This is a genomic window from Streptomyces sp. NPDC019937 (assembly GCF_040631655.1).
In the GTDB taxonomy this organism is placed as follows: Bacteria; Actinomycetota; Actinomycetes; order Streptomycetales; family Streptomycetaceae; genus Streptomyces.
The window spans coordinates 207,715-222,471 of record NZ_JBEYAL010000005.1 but is presented as its reverse complement, the minus strand read 5'-3'; the positions used below and the strand labels follow the sequence as shown (position 1 = coordinate 222,471).

Here is a 14,757-nt window from a genome sequence, read left to right as displayed (position 1 = left end):
GCAAGCGAGGAACCAGCCGTCTTTGGCCGATTCCTCGCGTACCGCCCTTTCGGCCCTCGTCAGCCTTCGGGTGTCGCGCAGTCCACATTCAGCAGCTGGATGGGCCGGGACGCGTCGAGGTCGACGTACGCGGTGAAGGAGCTGGGCGAGCCCTGGCCCCAGTACGTGGTGATCGTCGCCCAGCCGACCCGCGCGGACTGGGCCGTGGTCACCTCGCCGACCTCGATGTCCCGCGGCTCGTTCTGGGCGCACAGCAGCAGGTCGTAGTCGGGCGTCTGGGCGATCCGCTCCTTGAGGTAGTCGGAGACCAGGTGCTCGCGCTCCCAGGGGCGGGGCCCGTGGTTGCCGTAGAAGCCCTCCAGGAAGTGGTGGATCTCCTCGGCGGTGAAGCGGCCGTTCGGATCGGTCTTCACGCCGTGGGACGCGGCGACCGCGGGCGAGCCCGCGGCCAGCACGATCCCGAGGCCGAGCGCGGCCGCGCAGCTTCCGGCGACCGCGGCGGAGCGACGAAGGGTACGAAGCATAGGAGATCCCCCTGAATGTGGTCGTGTGCCCATGGTTCGGGCGAACACTCAAGAAGACCTACAGGAGGGGTGGATGGTTGCACGGTGATGCGTGGGAACCCTCGCCGGCCGATGACCGGCGAGGGTTCCCGGTGCGCGCTGCCCGGGTCAGTGGTTCTTGGGGAACCCCAGGTTGATGCCGACCTCTTCCGACGGCTCCGGCCAGCGGGTGGTGACGACCTTGCCGCGCGTGTAGAACTGCACGCCGTCGTTGCCGTAGATGTGCTGGTCGCCGAAGAGCGAGTCCTTCCAGCCGCCGAAGGAGTGGTAGCCCACCGGCACCGGGATCGGCACGTTGACGCCGACCATGCCCGCCTCCACCTCCAGCTGGAAGCGGCGGGCGGCGCCGCCGTCGCGGGTGAAGATCGCGGTGCCGTTGCCCCACTTCGAGGAGTTGATCAGCTCGATGGCCTCGTCGTAGGTCTCGGCGCGTACCACGCACAGCACCGGGCCGAAGATCTCGTCGCGGTAGGCGTCGGCGGTGGTGGGGACCTTGTCCAGCAGCGAGACGCCGATGAAGAAGCCGTCTTCGTGCCCATCGACCGTGTAGCCGGTGCCGTCCACGACCACCTCGGCGCCCTGGGCGGCGGCCCCGTGGACGTAGGAGGCGACCTTGTCCCGGTGCTCCTTGGTGATCAGCGGGCCCATCTCGGAGGACGGGTCGTTGCCGGGGCCGATGCGGAGCTTGGCGGCACGGTCGGCGATCTTCTTCACCAGGTCGTCGCCGATGTCGCCGACGGCGACGACGACGGAGACCGCCATGCAGCGCTCACCGGCCGACCCGTAGGCCGCGTTGATCGCGTTGTCCGCGGCGAAGTCCAGGTCGGCGTCGGGCAGCACCAGCATGTGGTTCTTGGCGCCGCCGAGCGCCTGCACCCGCTTGCCGTGCTCGACGGCCTTGGACTGGATGTACCGGGCGATCGGGGTGGAGCCGACGAAGCTCACCGCGGCGACGTCCGGGTGCTCCAGCAGCCGGTCCACGGCCACCTTGTCGCCGTTGACGACGTTGAGCACACCGTCCGGCAGCCCCGCCTCGGCCGCCAGCTCGACCAGCCGGTGGGAGGCCGACGGGTCCTTCTCGCTGGGCTTGAGGACGAAGGTGTTGCCGCAGGCGATGGCCACCGGGAACATCCACATCGGCACCATGGCCGGGAAGTTGAACGGCGTGATGCCCGCGACGACACCCAGCGGCTGGCGGATCGAGGAGACGTCGACACCGGTGGAGACCTGGGTGGACAGCTCGCCCTTGAGCTTCTCCGCGATACCGCAGGCCAGCTCGACGATCTCCAGCCCGCGGGCCACCTCGCCGAGCGCGTCCGAGTGCACCTTGCCGTGCTCCGCGGTGATCAGCTCGGCGATCTCGTCGCGGTGGGCGTCCAGCAGCTCGCGGTACTTGTAGAGGATCGCGGTGCGCCTGGACAGCGAAATGGTGCCCCAGGACCGGAACGCCTCCTTCGCGGCGGCGACGGCCGCGTCGACCTCCTCGACCGAGGCGAGGGCGACCCGGGTGTCCTGGGCGCCGGTGGCCGGGTTGAACACCGGGCCATAGGTGCCGGACGTGCCCTCGACGGACTTCCCGCCGATCCAGTGGTTGACGGTCTTCATGGGTGCGGAGCCTTTCTCTCGAAAACGTCAGAGGTGGCGGCGGCGGCCGGCGGCGTGCCGGTCGTACTCCTCGCGGGCCTTCACGGCGGCCGGGCGGGTCGCGGTCTCGGCTACGGGCACATCCCACCACGCCTGTGCGTCGGGGGCGCCCGACACTGTGTCGCCCGTTTCCGTCTCCACATAGACACATGTGGGACGGTCCGAGGCGCGGGCCGCGGCAAGCGCCTCCCGCAGCTCGGCCACGCTCCGGGCACGCAGCACGTCCATGCCGAGCGAGGCGGCGTTGGCGGCCAGGTCCACCGGGAGCGGATCGCCGGTGTACGTGCCGTCGGCGGAGCGGAAGCGGTAGGCGGTGCCGAACCGCTCGGCGCCGGTCGTCTCCGACAGGCCGCCGATCGAGGCGTAGCCGTGGTTCTGGAGGAGGACGACGTTGATGTTGATGCCCTCCTGGACCGCGGTGACGATCTCGGTCGGCATCATCAGGTACGTACCGTCCCCGACCAGCGCCCACACCGGGCGGTCGGGGGCCGCGAGCCGTACGCCGATGGCGCCCGGGATCTCGTAACCCATGCAGGAGTAGCCGTACTCCAGGTGGTACTGGCGGGGCGAGCGGGCCCGCCACAGCTTGTGCAGGTCGCCGGGGAGCGAGCCCGCCGCGTTGATCACCACGTCGTCGTCGCCGACCACCGCGTCCAGCGCGCCCAGCACCTGGGTCTGGGAGGGGCGCACCGAGGCGTCCTCGGCGGCGTACGCGGCGTCCACCCGGCGCTCCCACCGGGCCTTGCCGGTCCGGTACTCGGCCTCGTACGTCTCGTCGACCCGGTGACCGGCCAGCTCGGCGGTCAGCGCCTCAAGACCGGCGCGGGCGTCGGCGACCAGCGTGGTGGCGCTCAGCTTGTGGGCGTCGAAGCCGGTGATGTTGAGGTTGAGGAACCGGACGTCCGGATGGGCGAAGAGGGTCGCGGAGGCGGTGGTGAAGTCGCTGTAGCGGGTGCCGACCCCGATGATCAGGTCGGCGGTGCGGGCCAGGTCGTCGGCGACGGCGGTGCCGGTGTGCCCGATGCCGCCGATGTCGGCGGGGTGGTCGTAGCGCAGCGACCCCTTGCCCGCCTGGGTGGAGGCCACCGGGATGCCGGTGGCGTCGGCGAACGCCCGCAGGGCGCCCTCGGCCTCGCTGTGGTGGACGCCGCCGCCCGCGACGACCAGCGGCCGCCGGGCCGCGCGGATCGCCCGTGCGGCGGCCTCGGTCTCGGCCGCTTCGGGTACGGGGCGGCGCACCCGCCACACCCGGTCGGCGAAGAACTCCTCCGGCCAGTCGAACGCCTCCGCCTGCACGTCCTGGGGCATGGCCAGGGTGACCGCGCCGGTCTCGGCCGGGTCGCTGAGCACCCGCATCGCGGAGAGCGCGGCCGGGATCAGCGCCTCGGGGCGCACGACGCGGTCGAAGTAGCGGGAGACCGGGCGCAGCGCGTCGTTGACGGACACATCGCCCGCGTACGGCACCTCCAGCTGCTGGAGCACGGGGTCGGCGGGCCGGGTGGTGAAGATGTCACCGGGCAGCAGCAGCACCGGCAGCCGGTTGACGGTGGCCAGCGCGGCACCGGTGACCAGGTTGGTGGCGCCGGGGCCGATGGAGGTCGTGACGGCCTGCGCGGCGAGCCGGTTGGACTGCCGGGCGAAGCCGACCGCGGCGTGCACCATCGACTGCTCGTTGCGGCCCTGGAGGTAGGGCATGGTGTCCTGCCCGGCCTCCAGCAGCGCCTGGCCGAGCCCGGCCACATTGCCATGGCCGAAGATGCCCCAGGTGGCGTTGATCAGACGGTGCCGCTGACCGTCCCGCTCGGTGTACTGGTGCGCCAGGAACTCCACCAGGGCCTGGGCGACGGTGAGGCGGCGGGTGGTCATCGGGCGTCTCCTGCGGGAGCTTCAGGGGCTTCGTACAGCGGAAGGCGGGGGTCGACGGGCTGGTCGGGCCAGGTGGAGCGGATCCAGCCGTGGTCGGGGTGGTCGCAGATCAGCCAGGCGCGCTCCTCGCCGGGGCCCGCCATGACGTTGAGGTAGTACATGGCGTGGCCGGGCGCGGCGATGGACGGCCCGTGCCAGCCGTCCGGGATCAGCACGGCGTCGCCGGAGCGGACCTCGGCCAGCACATCGGTGCCGCGGCCGTGGCCGGAGGGCGAGACCCGCTGGTAGCCGACGCCCTCGTTGCCGTGGGCCTCGGCGATCTCGAAGTAGTAGATCTCCTCCAGCTCGCTCTCCTCACCGGGGCGGCACTCGTCGTGCTTGTGCGGCGGGTACGAGGACCAGTTGCCGCCGGGGGTGAGCACCTCGACGGCGATGAGCTTGTCGCACTCGAAGACCCCGGCGGCGCCGAAGTTGTTGACCTGGCGCGAGCAGTTGCCGGTGCCGCGCAGCTCGACGGGGACGGCGGAGGCGGGCCCGTAGCGGGCGGGCAGCCGGCGCTCGCAGCGGGCGCCGGTGAGCGCGAAGCGGCCCCCGGCGCCGCTGGCGATCGTGGCGTGCGCGTCGCGCGGGACGTACGCGAAGTCGCTCACCCCGCTGAACACGCTTGTCCGGCCGTGCAGTTCGAAGGTCTCGCCCTCGGTGATCACCGTGCAGCCGCCGCTGAGCGGCAGCACGATCCACTCGCTGTCGCCGGTGACCAGCTGGTGCGAGCCGCCGGGCGGCAGGTCGAGCACGCGCAGGCTGGAGTAGCCCCAGCCGGCCCGCCCGGGATCGATGTCCAGGACGTACGGACCGTCGGCGCCCTTACCGGCCTGCACATGGAAGCCGAGGGACGATTCGTTGGTGGTCATGGCGTCAGTGTTTCCTCCGGTTCCGGGGCCGATTCACAGCAGGCCGACGGCGGTGTCCACGGCGGTCTCCACGCTGCCCTCCGCCGGGTAGAGCAGCGAGCGGCCGACGACCAGGCCCTGGACGGTGGGCAGACGCAGCGCCTTGCGCCACTTCTCGTACGCCCCCTCCTGATCCTTCCCCACCTCGCCGCCGAGCAGCACCGCCGGCAGCGTGCTCGTCTCCATGACGGCGGCCATCTCGTCCGGGTCCTCGGTGACCGGCACCTTCAGCCACGTGTACGCGGAGGTCCCGGCGAGCCCGGAGGCGATCGCGATGGACTTGGTGACGGCCTCGGCGCTCAGATCGTTGGAGACCCTGCCGTCTATCCGGCGGGAGATGAACGGCTCGACGAACACCGGCAGCCGCCGCTCCGCCATCTCGTCGATGGCGCGGGCCGTGGTGAGCATGGTGTTGAGCGACCCGGCGTCGTCGTAGTCGACCCGCAGCAGCAGTTTCCCGGCGTCGAAGCCGAGCCGGGCGATGTCCTGCGGGCGGTGGCCGGTGAAGCGGTCGTCCAGCTCGAACGAGGCGCCGGCCAGCCCGCCGCGGTTCATCGAGCCCATGACGACCTTGCCGTCGAGGGCCCCGAGCAGCAGCAGGTCCTCCAGGATGTCGGCGGTGGCCAGCACCCCGTCGACACCCGGGCGGGACAGCGCCACGCACAGCCGCTCCAGCAGATCGGCCCGGTTGGCCATGGCCAGCTTGTGCCCGCCGACGGCGAGGGCGCCGCGCGCCGGGTGGTCGGCGGCCACGATCATCAGTCGGCCGCTGTCGCCGATGAGCGGGCGGCGGACCCGGCGGGCGGCAGCCTCGGCGATGGCCTCGGGATGCCGGCTCCGTACCGTCACGAGGTCGGAGATGCTGATGCTCAAGGAAAGCTCCCTATTTTTTGAGGCTCGGACGCGGGCGCCCGCGTCACTCGTGGCTGAGCAGGGCCTCGACCTCGGCCTGGGTGGGCATCGCGGAGGAGCAGGCGAGGCGGGACGCGACGATCGCGCCCGCGGCGTTGGCGTACCGCATGATCCGCTCCGGGTCCCAGCCCGCCAGCAGCCCGTGGCACAGGGCGCCGCCGAACGCGTCGCCCGCGCCGAGTCCGTTGACGACGTCGACCGGGACGGGCGGGACCTCGGTGGCGGTGCCGTCCCGGTGCACGGCGAGGACCCCCTTGGGGCCCTGTTTGACGACGGCCAGCTCCACGCCCGCGTCCAGCAGGGCCTGGGCGCATGCCTTCGGTTCCCGTACACCGGTGGCGATCTCGCACTCGTCCACGTTGCCGACGGCGACGGTGGCGTGGCGCAGGGCCTCGGCGTAGAAGGGGCGCGCCGTCTCGGGGTCCTTCCAGAACATGGGGCGCCAGTCGAGGTCGAAGACGGTGGTGCCGCTCTTGGCGCGGTGGGCGAGGGCGGTGAGGGTGCTGCCGCGGCTGGGCTCCTCGCTGAGGCCGGTGCCGGTCATCCAGAAGATCCGGGCGGCGCGGATCGCGTCGAGGTCCAGCTCGTCGGGGTGGATCTCCAGGTCGGGGGCCTTGGGGCGGCGGTAGAAGTAGAGCGGGAAGTCGTCGGGCGGGAAGATCTCGCAGAAGGTGATCGGGGTCGGGTAGTCCTCGACCGGTGTGACGAAGCGGTCGTCCACGCCGAACCCCTGGAGTTCCTGGTGGATGTACTCGCCGAACGGGTCCGCGCCGGTACGGCTGATCACCGCGGAGCGGTGGCCGAAGCGGGCGGCGGCCACCGCGACGTTGGTCGCCGAGCCGCCCAGGAACTTTCCGAACGACTCGACCTGCGGCAGCGGCACTCCGGTCTGCAGCGGGTAGAGGTCCACTCCGATGCGGCCCATCGTGATCAGGTCGTACGGCTCACTCATGCGTGCCCCTTCGGGAAATTCGGGAAAGACGCAGCTCAGGATTGTCGTGGGCGAACACCGGGTCCCGCCCGGCCCCTTCAGGTCTAGACGTGCTCACGGCCTGCTGTCAAGGATTTGTCATTACATTCGGACGTAACCACGAGAGCCCGCGCGGGATGCGTTATCGCCTCGTTACGTCCAGATGAAATGTTGTCATGACAAACTCTTGACAGGCGGCGGCCACGAGGAGTTGGCTCCCCCTCATGCAACGGCTCTGTTAACACGGACCTGGCTTGAGAGGTGCTGGAACAGATGGACCTCAGATTCGACCGACGCCACCGAGTGCGACTCGCCACCATCGCCGCCGTAACGGTTCTCCTCGCAACGGGCTGCAGCAGCCAAGGGGGGAAGAAGGCCCAGGACGCCGCGGACGACATCTCTGCAGGCAAGGCCAACACCCCCCGGATGAAGATCGCGATGATCACCCACGCCGCCCCCGGCGACACCTTCTGGGACACGGTCCGCAAGGGCGCCAAGGCGGCCGCGGCCAAGGACAACGTCGATCTGGTCTACTCCAGCAACCCCAACGGCGGCGACCAGGCCAACCTCATCCGGAACGCGATCAACCAGAAGGTCGACGGCATCGCCGTCACCCTCGCCAAGCCCGCCGCGATGAAGGGCGCGATCGCCAAGGCCGAGAAGGCCGGGATCCCCGTCGTCGGCTTCAACTCCGGCCTGGAGGACTGGAAGTCCCAGGGGCTGCTCGAATACTTCGGCCAGGACGAGAACCTGGCCGGACAGGCCTTCGGCAAGCGCCTCAACCAGCTCGGCGCCAAGCACAACATCTGCGTCATCCAGGAGCAGGGCCATGTCGCCCTGGAGGCCCGCTGCGCCGGCGTGAAGAAGACCTTCAAGGGCAAGACGGAAACCCTCTACGTCAACGGCACCGACATGCCGTCGGTCAAGTCCACGATCTCCGCCAAGCTCAAGCAGGATCCGAGCATCGACTACGTCGTCACGCTCGGCGCGCCGTTCGCGCTGACCGCCGTGCAGTCCGCCAAGGAGGCGGGCGGCAAGGCCAAGGTCGCCACCTTCGACCTCAACAAGGACCTCATCGCCGCCGTCAAGAGCGGGGACGTGCAGCTCGCGGTGGACCAGCAGCCCTATCTCCAGGGCTATCTGGCCCTCGACTCCCTGTGGCTGTACAAGAACAACGGCAACTTCAGCGGCGGTGGCGAGGCGCCCGTGCTGACCGGACCCGCGTTCGTCACCAAGGACAACGTGGAGAAGATCGCCAAGTTCGCTGCGAAGGGCACGCGGTGATGCGGCCATGACCCAAGCAGCCCCGCCCGCCGCCGCCATGCCACCGGCCGCCCCGGCGGCGAGCCCCAAGAGCCGCACCACCGAACGCTCGCTGGCCCGCCGGGTCCTCGCCCGGCCGGAGATCGGCGCCCTGGTCGCCGCGGTCGGCGTCTACGTCTTCTTCTTCGCCGTCGCCCCCACCTTCCGCCAGGCGGACTCGTTCGCCACCGTGCTCTACCAGGGCTCGACCCTGGGCATCATGGCGCTCGCCGTTTCCCTGCTGATGATCGGCGGCGAGTTCGACCTGTCGGCCGGTGTCGCCGTCACCTCCTCGGCGCTGACCGCGAGCCTGCTCAGCTTCCAGCTCACCGCCAACGTCTGGGTCGGCGTCGGGGTGGCCCTGGTCCTTTCGCTCTCGGTGGGCCTGATCAACGGCCTGCTGCTGATCAAGACCGGGCTGCCCAGCTTCCTGGTCTCGCTCGCCAGCTTCCTGATGCTCCAGGGCCTGAACCTGGCCATCACCAAGCTGCTGACCGACAACGTCGCCACCAACACCATCAACGACATGGACGGCTTCGACTCGGCCAAGGCGGTCTTCGCCTCCGACGTCCCGGTCCTCGGCGTCGATGTGAACATCACCGTGTTCTACTGGCTGGGCTTCGCCGCCCTCGCCACCTGGGTCCTGCTGCGCACCAAGTTCGGCAACTGGATCTTCGCGGCCGGCGGCTCCAAGGAGAGCGCCCGTGCGGTCGGGGTACCGGTGAACCTCACCAAGATCGCCCTCTTCATGACGGTGGGCTTCGCGGCCTGGTTCGTCGGCATGCACCTGCTCTTCGAGTACAACACCGTGCAGGCCGGTGAGGGCGTCGGCAACGAGTTCTACTACATCATCGCCGCGGTGATCGGCGGCTGTCTGCTGACCGGCGGCTACGGCTCCGCGATCGGCGCGCTCCTCGGCGCGTTCATCTTCGGCATGGTCAACCAGGGCATCGTCTACGCCAACTGGAACCCGGACTGGTTCAAGTTCTTCGTCGGCGTGATGCTGCTGCTCGCGACGCTGGTGAATCTGTGGGTGCGCCGTCAGGCCGCCAGGAGGTGATGGGAATGTCCGCCAACGACCTCACGAAGCCCACCCCCGCCGCCGAGGACGGGACGGAGCCGGTCGTCCAGCTCAAGGGCGTCGGCAAGCTCTACGGCAACATCCGGGCCCTGGAGGGCATCGACCTCGACGTCCGGCCGGGCCGGGTGACCTGCGTACTCGGCGACAACGGCGCCGGGAAGTCCACCCTCATCAAGATCATTTCCGGGCTGCACCAGCACGACGAGGGCGAGTACATCGTCGACGGCAAGCCGGTGCGGCTGCACAACCCGCGCGAGGCCCTGGACCTGGGCATCGCCACCGTCTACCAGGACCTGGCCACGGTGCCGCTGATGCCGGTGTGGCGGAACTTCTTCCTCGGCTCCGAGCTGACCCGCGGCCCCTGGCCCATCCGCCGGCTCGACATCGAGCGGATGAAGGAGACCACCCACGCGGAGCTGTCCGCCATGGGCATCCACCTGGACAACCTCGAACAGCCCATCGGCACCCTCTCCGGAGGCCAGCGGCAGTCCGTGGCCATCGCGCGGGCGGTGTACTTCGGCGCCAGGGTGCTGATCCTGGACGAGCCCACCGCGGCGCTGGGCGTCAAGCAGTCCGGCGTCGTCCTGAAGTACATCGCGGCGGCCCGCGAGCGGGGCCTGGGCGTCATCTTCATCACCCACAACCCGCACCACGCGTACATGGTCGGCGACCACTTCTCGGTACTGAGACTCGGCGCCCTGGAGCTGAACGCCACCCGGGAGGACGTCAGCCTGGAGGAACTGACCAACCACATGGCCGGCGGCACGGAGCTGGCCGCTCTCAAACACGAGCTCGCACAGGTGCGCGGGGTCGATGTGGAGGAGCTTCCCGAGGTCGTCGAGGCCCCCTCGTCCTGACCATCCACCGGACATTCCTCCTGACATTACGTCCGAATGTCCTGACGAACTCTTGACGGCTACCGGCCCGGCCCGTAAAGCTGCCCAAACCAGCATGAAACGCGGGCCGGGACACCACCCGGAGTAAGCGACCCGCACTGCCCCCTTCCCCGGTCCCCAGGACCGGCGAGAGGAGACCCTCTTCCATGACTGCCGCCGCCTCCCCCGTCCCCGCCCTGGACCGCATCCGGGTCGGCTCGGCCCCCGACTCCTGGGGGGTGTGGTTCCCCGATGACGCGCAGCAGGTCCCCTGGCAGCGCTTCCTCGACGAGGTCGCGGAGGCCGGCTACGAGTGGATCGAGCTGGGCCCGTACGGCTATCTGCCGACCGACCCCGCCCGGCTCACCGAGGAGATCACCCGCCGGAACCTCACCGTCTCGGCGGGCACGGTCTTCACCTCACTGCATCGCGGCCCCGAGGTCTGGGACGCCACCTGGGAGCACGTCTCCCAGGTGGCGGAGCTGACCCGGGCCATGAACGCCAAGCACCTCGTGGTCATCCCCTCCTTCTGGCGCGACGACAAGACCGCCGAGATCATCGAGCCGCCCGAGCTGACCGCCGAGCAGTGGCGCCACCTGTCCACCGGCATGGAGCGCCTGGGCCGTGAGGTGCGCGAGCGCTTCGGGCTCGACATCGTCGTCCACCCGCACGCCGACACCCACATCGACGGCGAGGAGAACGTGGCCCGCTTCCTCGACGCCACCGACTCCGACCTGGTCAACCTCTGCCTGGACACCGGCCACTACGCCTACTGCGGCGGGGACAGCGTCAAGCTCATCGAGACCTACGGCGAGCGCATCGGCTACCTCCACCTCAAGCAGGTCGACCCGGAGATCCTGGCCGACGTGGTCAAGAACGGGGTGCCGTTCGGCCCGGCCGTCAAGCGCGGCGTGATGTGCGAACCGCCCAAGGGCGTCCCGGAGCTGGGACCGGTCCTGGCGGCCGCCCAGAAGCTGGACGTGGACCTGTTCGCCATCGTCGAGCAGGACATGTACCCCTGCCCGCCCGACCAGCCCTTCCCGATCGCCGAGCGCACCCGCCGCTTCCTGCGCTCCTGCGGCGCCTGACCTCCCGCCTCCTCCGATCCCCTTTCGATCCCCCTTCGATCCCCCTTCGATCCGCCGCACGAGCAGAAAGAGAAAAGAGACACCTATGAGCCAGCAGGGCACGCTCGGGATCGCCGTCATCGGGACCGGCAAGATGGGCGCCGACCACGTCCGCCGCATCAACGACGTGATCAGCGGCGCCCGGGTGGCGGCCGTGGTCGACATCGACGAGGCGCGCGCCAAGGCCGTCGCCGACCTGTCCGAGGGCTGCCAGGCGTTCACCGACCCGGCCGCCGCCATGGCCGCGCCGGGCGTGGACGCGGTACTGATCGCCTCGCCCGGCCCCGCGCACGAGGCCGCGCTGCTCAGCGCGTTCGAGCACGATCTGCCGGTGCTGTGCGAGAAGCCGCTGACCCCGGACTCGGAGTCCGCGCTGCGGGTGCTGGAGGCCGAGCAGCGGCTCGGCCACCGCCGGGTCCAGGTCGGCTTCATGCGCCGCTACGACACCGAGTTCATGAAGCTCAAGTCGCTGCTGGCCTCCGGTGAGCTGGGCCGCCCGCTGCTGATGCACTGCCGCCACCGCAACGCCTCGGTGCACTCGTACTTCACCACGGAGATGCTGATCAACGACTCCGTGGTGCACGAGATGGACCAGTCGCGCTGGCTGCTGGAGCAGGAGATCGCCAACGTCACCGTGCTCAAGCCGACCCCCAACTCGCACGCCCCCGAGGGGCTTGCCGACCCCCAGCTGGTGATCTTCGAGACCACGGGCGGCGCGATCGTCAACGTCGAGATCTTCGCGAGCTGCGGCTTCGGCTACCAGGTCCAGGCCGAGGCGGTCTGCGAGCGCGGCACCGCCCGCGTCGGCGACGCCCACGGCATGCTCGTCAACCGCCCCGGCACCTGGGGCGGCGAGATCGCCCCCGACTTCGTGGCCCGCTTCGAGGAGGCGTACGACCGCGAGGTGCAGGCCTGGGTCAACGCCACCAAGCGCGGCGAGGTCGAGGGCCCGAGCGCCTGGGACGGCTACGCCGCGGCCGCCGTGTGCGAGGCGGGGGTGCGGGCGCAGACCACCGGTGAGCGCACGCCCGTCGACATGATCGTGCGCCCCGCCTTCTACGCCTGACGGCTACGGGCGGGCGGGCCGCCGCCACCGCCGGCCCGCCCTCCCCTTTCCGTACACCCGCACGTTCTCCCTGTTCGAAAGGTTTCTTCTTCCTCATGAAGATCGCACTCGACCCACACATGCTGCGCAAGGGGCCCCTGCTCGAACTCCCGGCCCTCGTCGCCGAGCTGGGCTTCGAGTACATCGAGCTGTCTCCCCGGGACGACTTCATTCCCTTCTTCAAGCACCCGCGGGTGGACGACGGCACGGTGCGCCGGTTCCGCAAGGCGCTGGACGCCGCCGGGGTGAAGATCTCCTCCGTACTGCCGCTGTTCCGCTGGTCCGGACCGGACGAGGACGAGCGCCAGGCCGCCGTCCGCTACTGGAAGCGGGCCATCCAGATCACCGCCGATCTGGGCGTGGACAGCATGATCTCGGAGTTCAACGGCCGCCCCGAGGACCCCAGCCGCAGCGAGGGCCAGTTCTGGCGGTCGATCGAGGAACTGCTGCCGGTCTTCGAGCGCGAGTCCATCAAGCTGACGCTGGAGCCGCACCCCGATGACTTCATCGAGGAGGGGTACGAGGCGATCAACATGATCCGGGGCATCAACCACCCCCTGGTCTCCTACCTCTACTGCGCCCCGCACACCTTCCATCACGGCAATGACGCCCCCGGCCTGATCAAGCACGCGGGCGATCTGCTCACCCATGTGCATCTGGCCGACACCTTCGATCACACCGCGTCCTCGGGGTTGCGCTACATCATCAACCCGCCCGGTTCGACGGCCCGTATCCACCAGCACCTGGACATCGGGCAGGGCGAGGTCGACTTCGACGCGCTGTTCGGCGCGCTGCGTGACAACGACTTCGACGGCACGCTGACCTCCTGCGTCTTCGCCTGGGAGGACCGGGCCCGCGAATCGTCCCTCTTCATGCGCAAGAAGATCGACGAATACCTCTCCACCTGGAAGTAACACCGGACGTCACGACAGACGGGAACACACCTTCATGCGCATCGGATTCCTCGGCGCGGGCCGCATCGGCGCCTTCCACGCCGCCGCCCTGGCCGATACGGACGGGGTCGACGACCTGCTGATCGGTGACGCCGACGCCGGGCGGGCCGCCGAGGTGGCCGAGCGTGTCGGCGCCCGGGCCGCCGTGTCGGTGGACGCGGTCTTCGAGGGCGGCATCGACGCCCTGGTGATCGCCACCCCGACCGTCACCCACGCCGAGCTGATCACCCGGGCGGCGCGCGCCGGGCTGCCCACGTACTGCGAGAAGCCCATCGCCCTGGACCTCGCGGGCACGGTCCGCGCGCTGGGCGAGGTCGAACGGGCCGGGACCATGCTCCAGATGGGGTTCCAGCGCCGGTTCGACGCCGGATATCTGGCGGCGCGGGAGGCGCTGCGGGACGGGCGGCTCGGCCGGGTGCACACCCTGCGGGCGATCACCTCCGACGCCGCGCCCCCGCCGCCGGAGTTCCTGCCCCACTCGGGCGGGCTCATCCGGGACTGTCTGGTGCACGACTTCGACGCCGTGCGCTGGCTGACGGGCCGCGAGGTGGTGGAGGTGTTCGCCTCCGGTTCGGACGGCGGCGCTGCCTTCTTCCGCGAGGCGGGCGACGTCGACACGGCGGCGGCGCTGCTCACCCTGGACGACGGCACGCTGGTCACCGCGACGGCCACCCGCTACAACGGGGCGGGCTACGACGTACGGATGGAACTGTCCGGGGACCGCGACCAGTTCGTGGTCGGCCTGGACGACCGTACGCCCTTCACCTCGGCCGAACCGGGCGGTCCCCCCGGGCCCGCCCGGCCCTGGGCCAACTTCCTGGAGCGGTTCGAGGCCGCGTACCGGGCGGAGCTGGCGGCCTTCGTCTCGGCGGCCCGGGGCGAGGCGCCCAACCCGTGCTCCGGTCGGCAGGCGCTCTCCGCCCTGCTGGTGGCCGAGGCGTGCGAGCTGTCCCGGCTGGAGCACCGCCCGGTGCGGCTCGCCGAGATCACCAAACGGATGTCCGAGCTGGAGCACTGACCCCCGGGCCGGCCCCCGGGCCCGCGCGTCACCCGGCGGTCACAGCCGTCACATCTCCGCGCGGCTTACGTCACAGGTGTTCAACAGCCCCTAGCCGCCCGTCACCCGGCGTCGTTCACCGGACACAGGCCGAGTGAAAGGGCGCGAGTGATGACCGATCGAAGGCTGTGGTCCTACAAGGAGATCGCCGCACATATCGGTGTGCGGACCGACACCGTACGGTCCTATCGCAAGCACGGTCACATGCCGCCCCCCGACCTGGTGGAGGGCGGCAAGCCGTATTGGTACGCGGACACCATCCGGGCCTGGGTGGCCCGCAGACCCGGCAACCGCCGCGCCCGCCGCGAGGGCAAGGACCAGTGAGTGGCTTGCGGATCGCGCCGGGCGCCGC

General features: G+C 70.3%; 14 protein-coding genes. 8 read left to right on the top strand and 6 right to left on the bottom strand.

Annotated features, from left to right (window positions below; all coding sequences use genetic code 11):
• Window positions 1-59: 59 nt before the first annotated feature.
• The 6 genes from ABZ562_RS06760 to iolC form a co-directional block, all read right to left on the bottom strand.
• A complete protein-coding gene (locus ABZ562_RS06760) occupies window positions 60-524 on the bottom strand; it encodes a hypothetical protein (protein WP_361474936.1) in 465 nt (154 codons plus the stop codon).
• Between the two features lie 147 nt (window positions 525-671).
• Window positions 672-2,168 (bottom strand): CoA-acylating methylmalonate-semialdehyde dehydrogenase, encoded by a 1,497-nt coding sequence (locus tag ABZ562_RS06755; protein ID WP_361474934.1) that lies wholly within the window; start codon window positions 2,166-2,168, stop codon window positions 672-674.
• Window positions 2,169-2,195: 27 nt separating this feature from the next.
• Window positions 2,196-4,073 carry a 3D-(3,5/4)-trihydroxycyclohexane-1,2-dione acylhydrolase (decyclizing) gene (iolD, locus tag ABZ562_RS06750; RefSeq protein WP_361474932.1) on the bottom strand — a complete coding sequence of 626 codons (1,878 nt, stop codon included), beginning with the start codon at window positions 4,071-4,073 and terminating at the stop codon, window positions 2,196-2,198.
• Window positions 4,070-4,984: a 5-deoxy-glucuronate isomerase gene (iolB, locus tag ABZ562_RS06745; protein WP_361474930.1), complete on the bottom strand. Its 915-nt coding sequence runs from the start codon at window positions 4,982-4,984 to the stop codon at window positions 4,070-4,072. The genes iolD and iolB overlap by 4 nt, the downstream gene beginning before the upstream one ends.
• A gap of 33 nt (window positions 4,985-5,017) precedes the next feature.
• Complete coding sequence (locus ABZ562_RS06740) at window positions 5,018-5,896, bottom strand: hypothetical protein (RefSeq protein WP_009717808.1); 879 nt, start codon at window positions 5,894-5,896, stop codon at window positions 5,018-5,020.
• Between the two features lie 43 nt (window positions 5,897-5,939).
• A complete protein-coding gene (gene iolC / locus ABZ562_RS06735; RefSeq protein WP_361474928.1) occupies window positions 5,940-6,887 on the bottom strand; it encodes a 5-dehydro-2-deoxygluconokinase in 948 nt (315 codons plus the stop codon).
• A gap of 291 nt (window positions 6,888-7,178) precedes the next feature.
• On the opposite strand from iolC, the gene ABZ562_RS06730 reads away from it, so the two are divergent.
• The 8 genes from ABZ562_RS06730 to ABZ562_RS06695 all read left to right on the top strand — a co-directional run bounded on the left by ABZ562_RS06730 (window position 7,179) and on the right by ABZ562_RS06695 (window position 14,729).
• Window positions 7,179-8,189 (top strand): sugar ABC transporter substrate-binding protein, encoded by a 1,011-nt coding sequence (locus tag ABZ562_RS06730; RefSeq protein WP_361474926.1) that lies wholly within the window; start codon window positions 7,179-7,181, stop codon window positions 8,187-8,189.
• Between the two features lie 7 nt (window positions 8,190-8,196).
• The gene (locus ABZ562_RS06725) at window positions 8,197-9,267 is read left to right on the top strand and encodes an ABC transporter permease (RefSeq protein WP_361474924.1); all 1,071 of its coding nucleotides are present in this window, start codon (window positions 8,197-8,199) and stop codon (window positions 9,265-9,267) included.
• A 5-nt stretch (window positions 9,268-9,272) separates the two neighbouring features.
• The gene (locus ABZ562_RS06720) at window positions 9,273-10,145 is read left to right on the top strand and encodes an ATP-binding cassette domain-containing protein (RefSeq protein WP_361474922.1); all 873 of its coding nucleotides are present in this window, start codon (window positions 9,273-9,275) and stop codon (window positions 10,143-10,145) included.
• Between the two features lie 185 nt (window positions 10,146-10,330).
• Entirely contained in the window at window positions 10,331-11,251 is a 921-nt protein-coding gene (locus ABZ562_RS06715) for a sugar phosphate isomerase/epimerase (protein ID WP_361474920.1), read from the top strand.
• 85 nt (window positions 11,252-11,336) lie between these two features.
• Window positions 11,337-12,356, top strand: a complete 1,020-nt coding sequence (locus tag ABZ562_RS06710; RefSeq protein WP_361474918.1) for a Gfo/Idh/MocA family oxidoreductase — start codon at window positions 11,337-11,339, stop codon at window positions 12,354-12,356.
• Window positions 12,357-12,451: 95 nt separating this feature from the next.
• On the top strand, window positions 12,452-13,309 hold the full coding sequence (locus ABZ562_RS06705; protein WP_361474916.1) for a sugar phosphate isomerase/epimerase: 858 nt from the start codon (window positions 12,452-12,454) through the stop codon (window positions 13,307-13,309).
• 34 nt (window positions 13,310-13,343) lie between these two features.
• Window positions 13,344-14,366 (top strand): Gfo/Idh/MocA family oxidoreductase, encoded by a 1,023-nt coding sequence (locus tag ABZ562_RS06700; protein WP_361474914.1) that lies wholly within the window; start codon window positions 13,344-13,346, stop codon window positions 14,364-14,366.
• 150 nt (window positions 14,367-14,516) lie between these two features.
• Entirely contained in the window at window positions 14,517-14,729 is a 213-nt protein-coding gene (locus ABZ562_RS06695; protein WP_361474912.1) for a MerR family transcriptional regulator, read from the top strand.
• The last annotated feature ends 28 nt before the right edge of the window (window positions 14,730-14,757 follow it).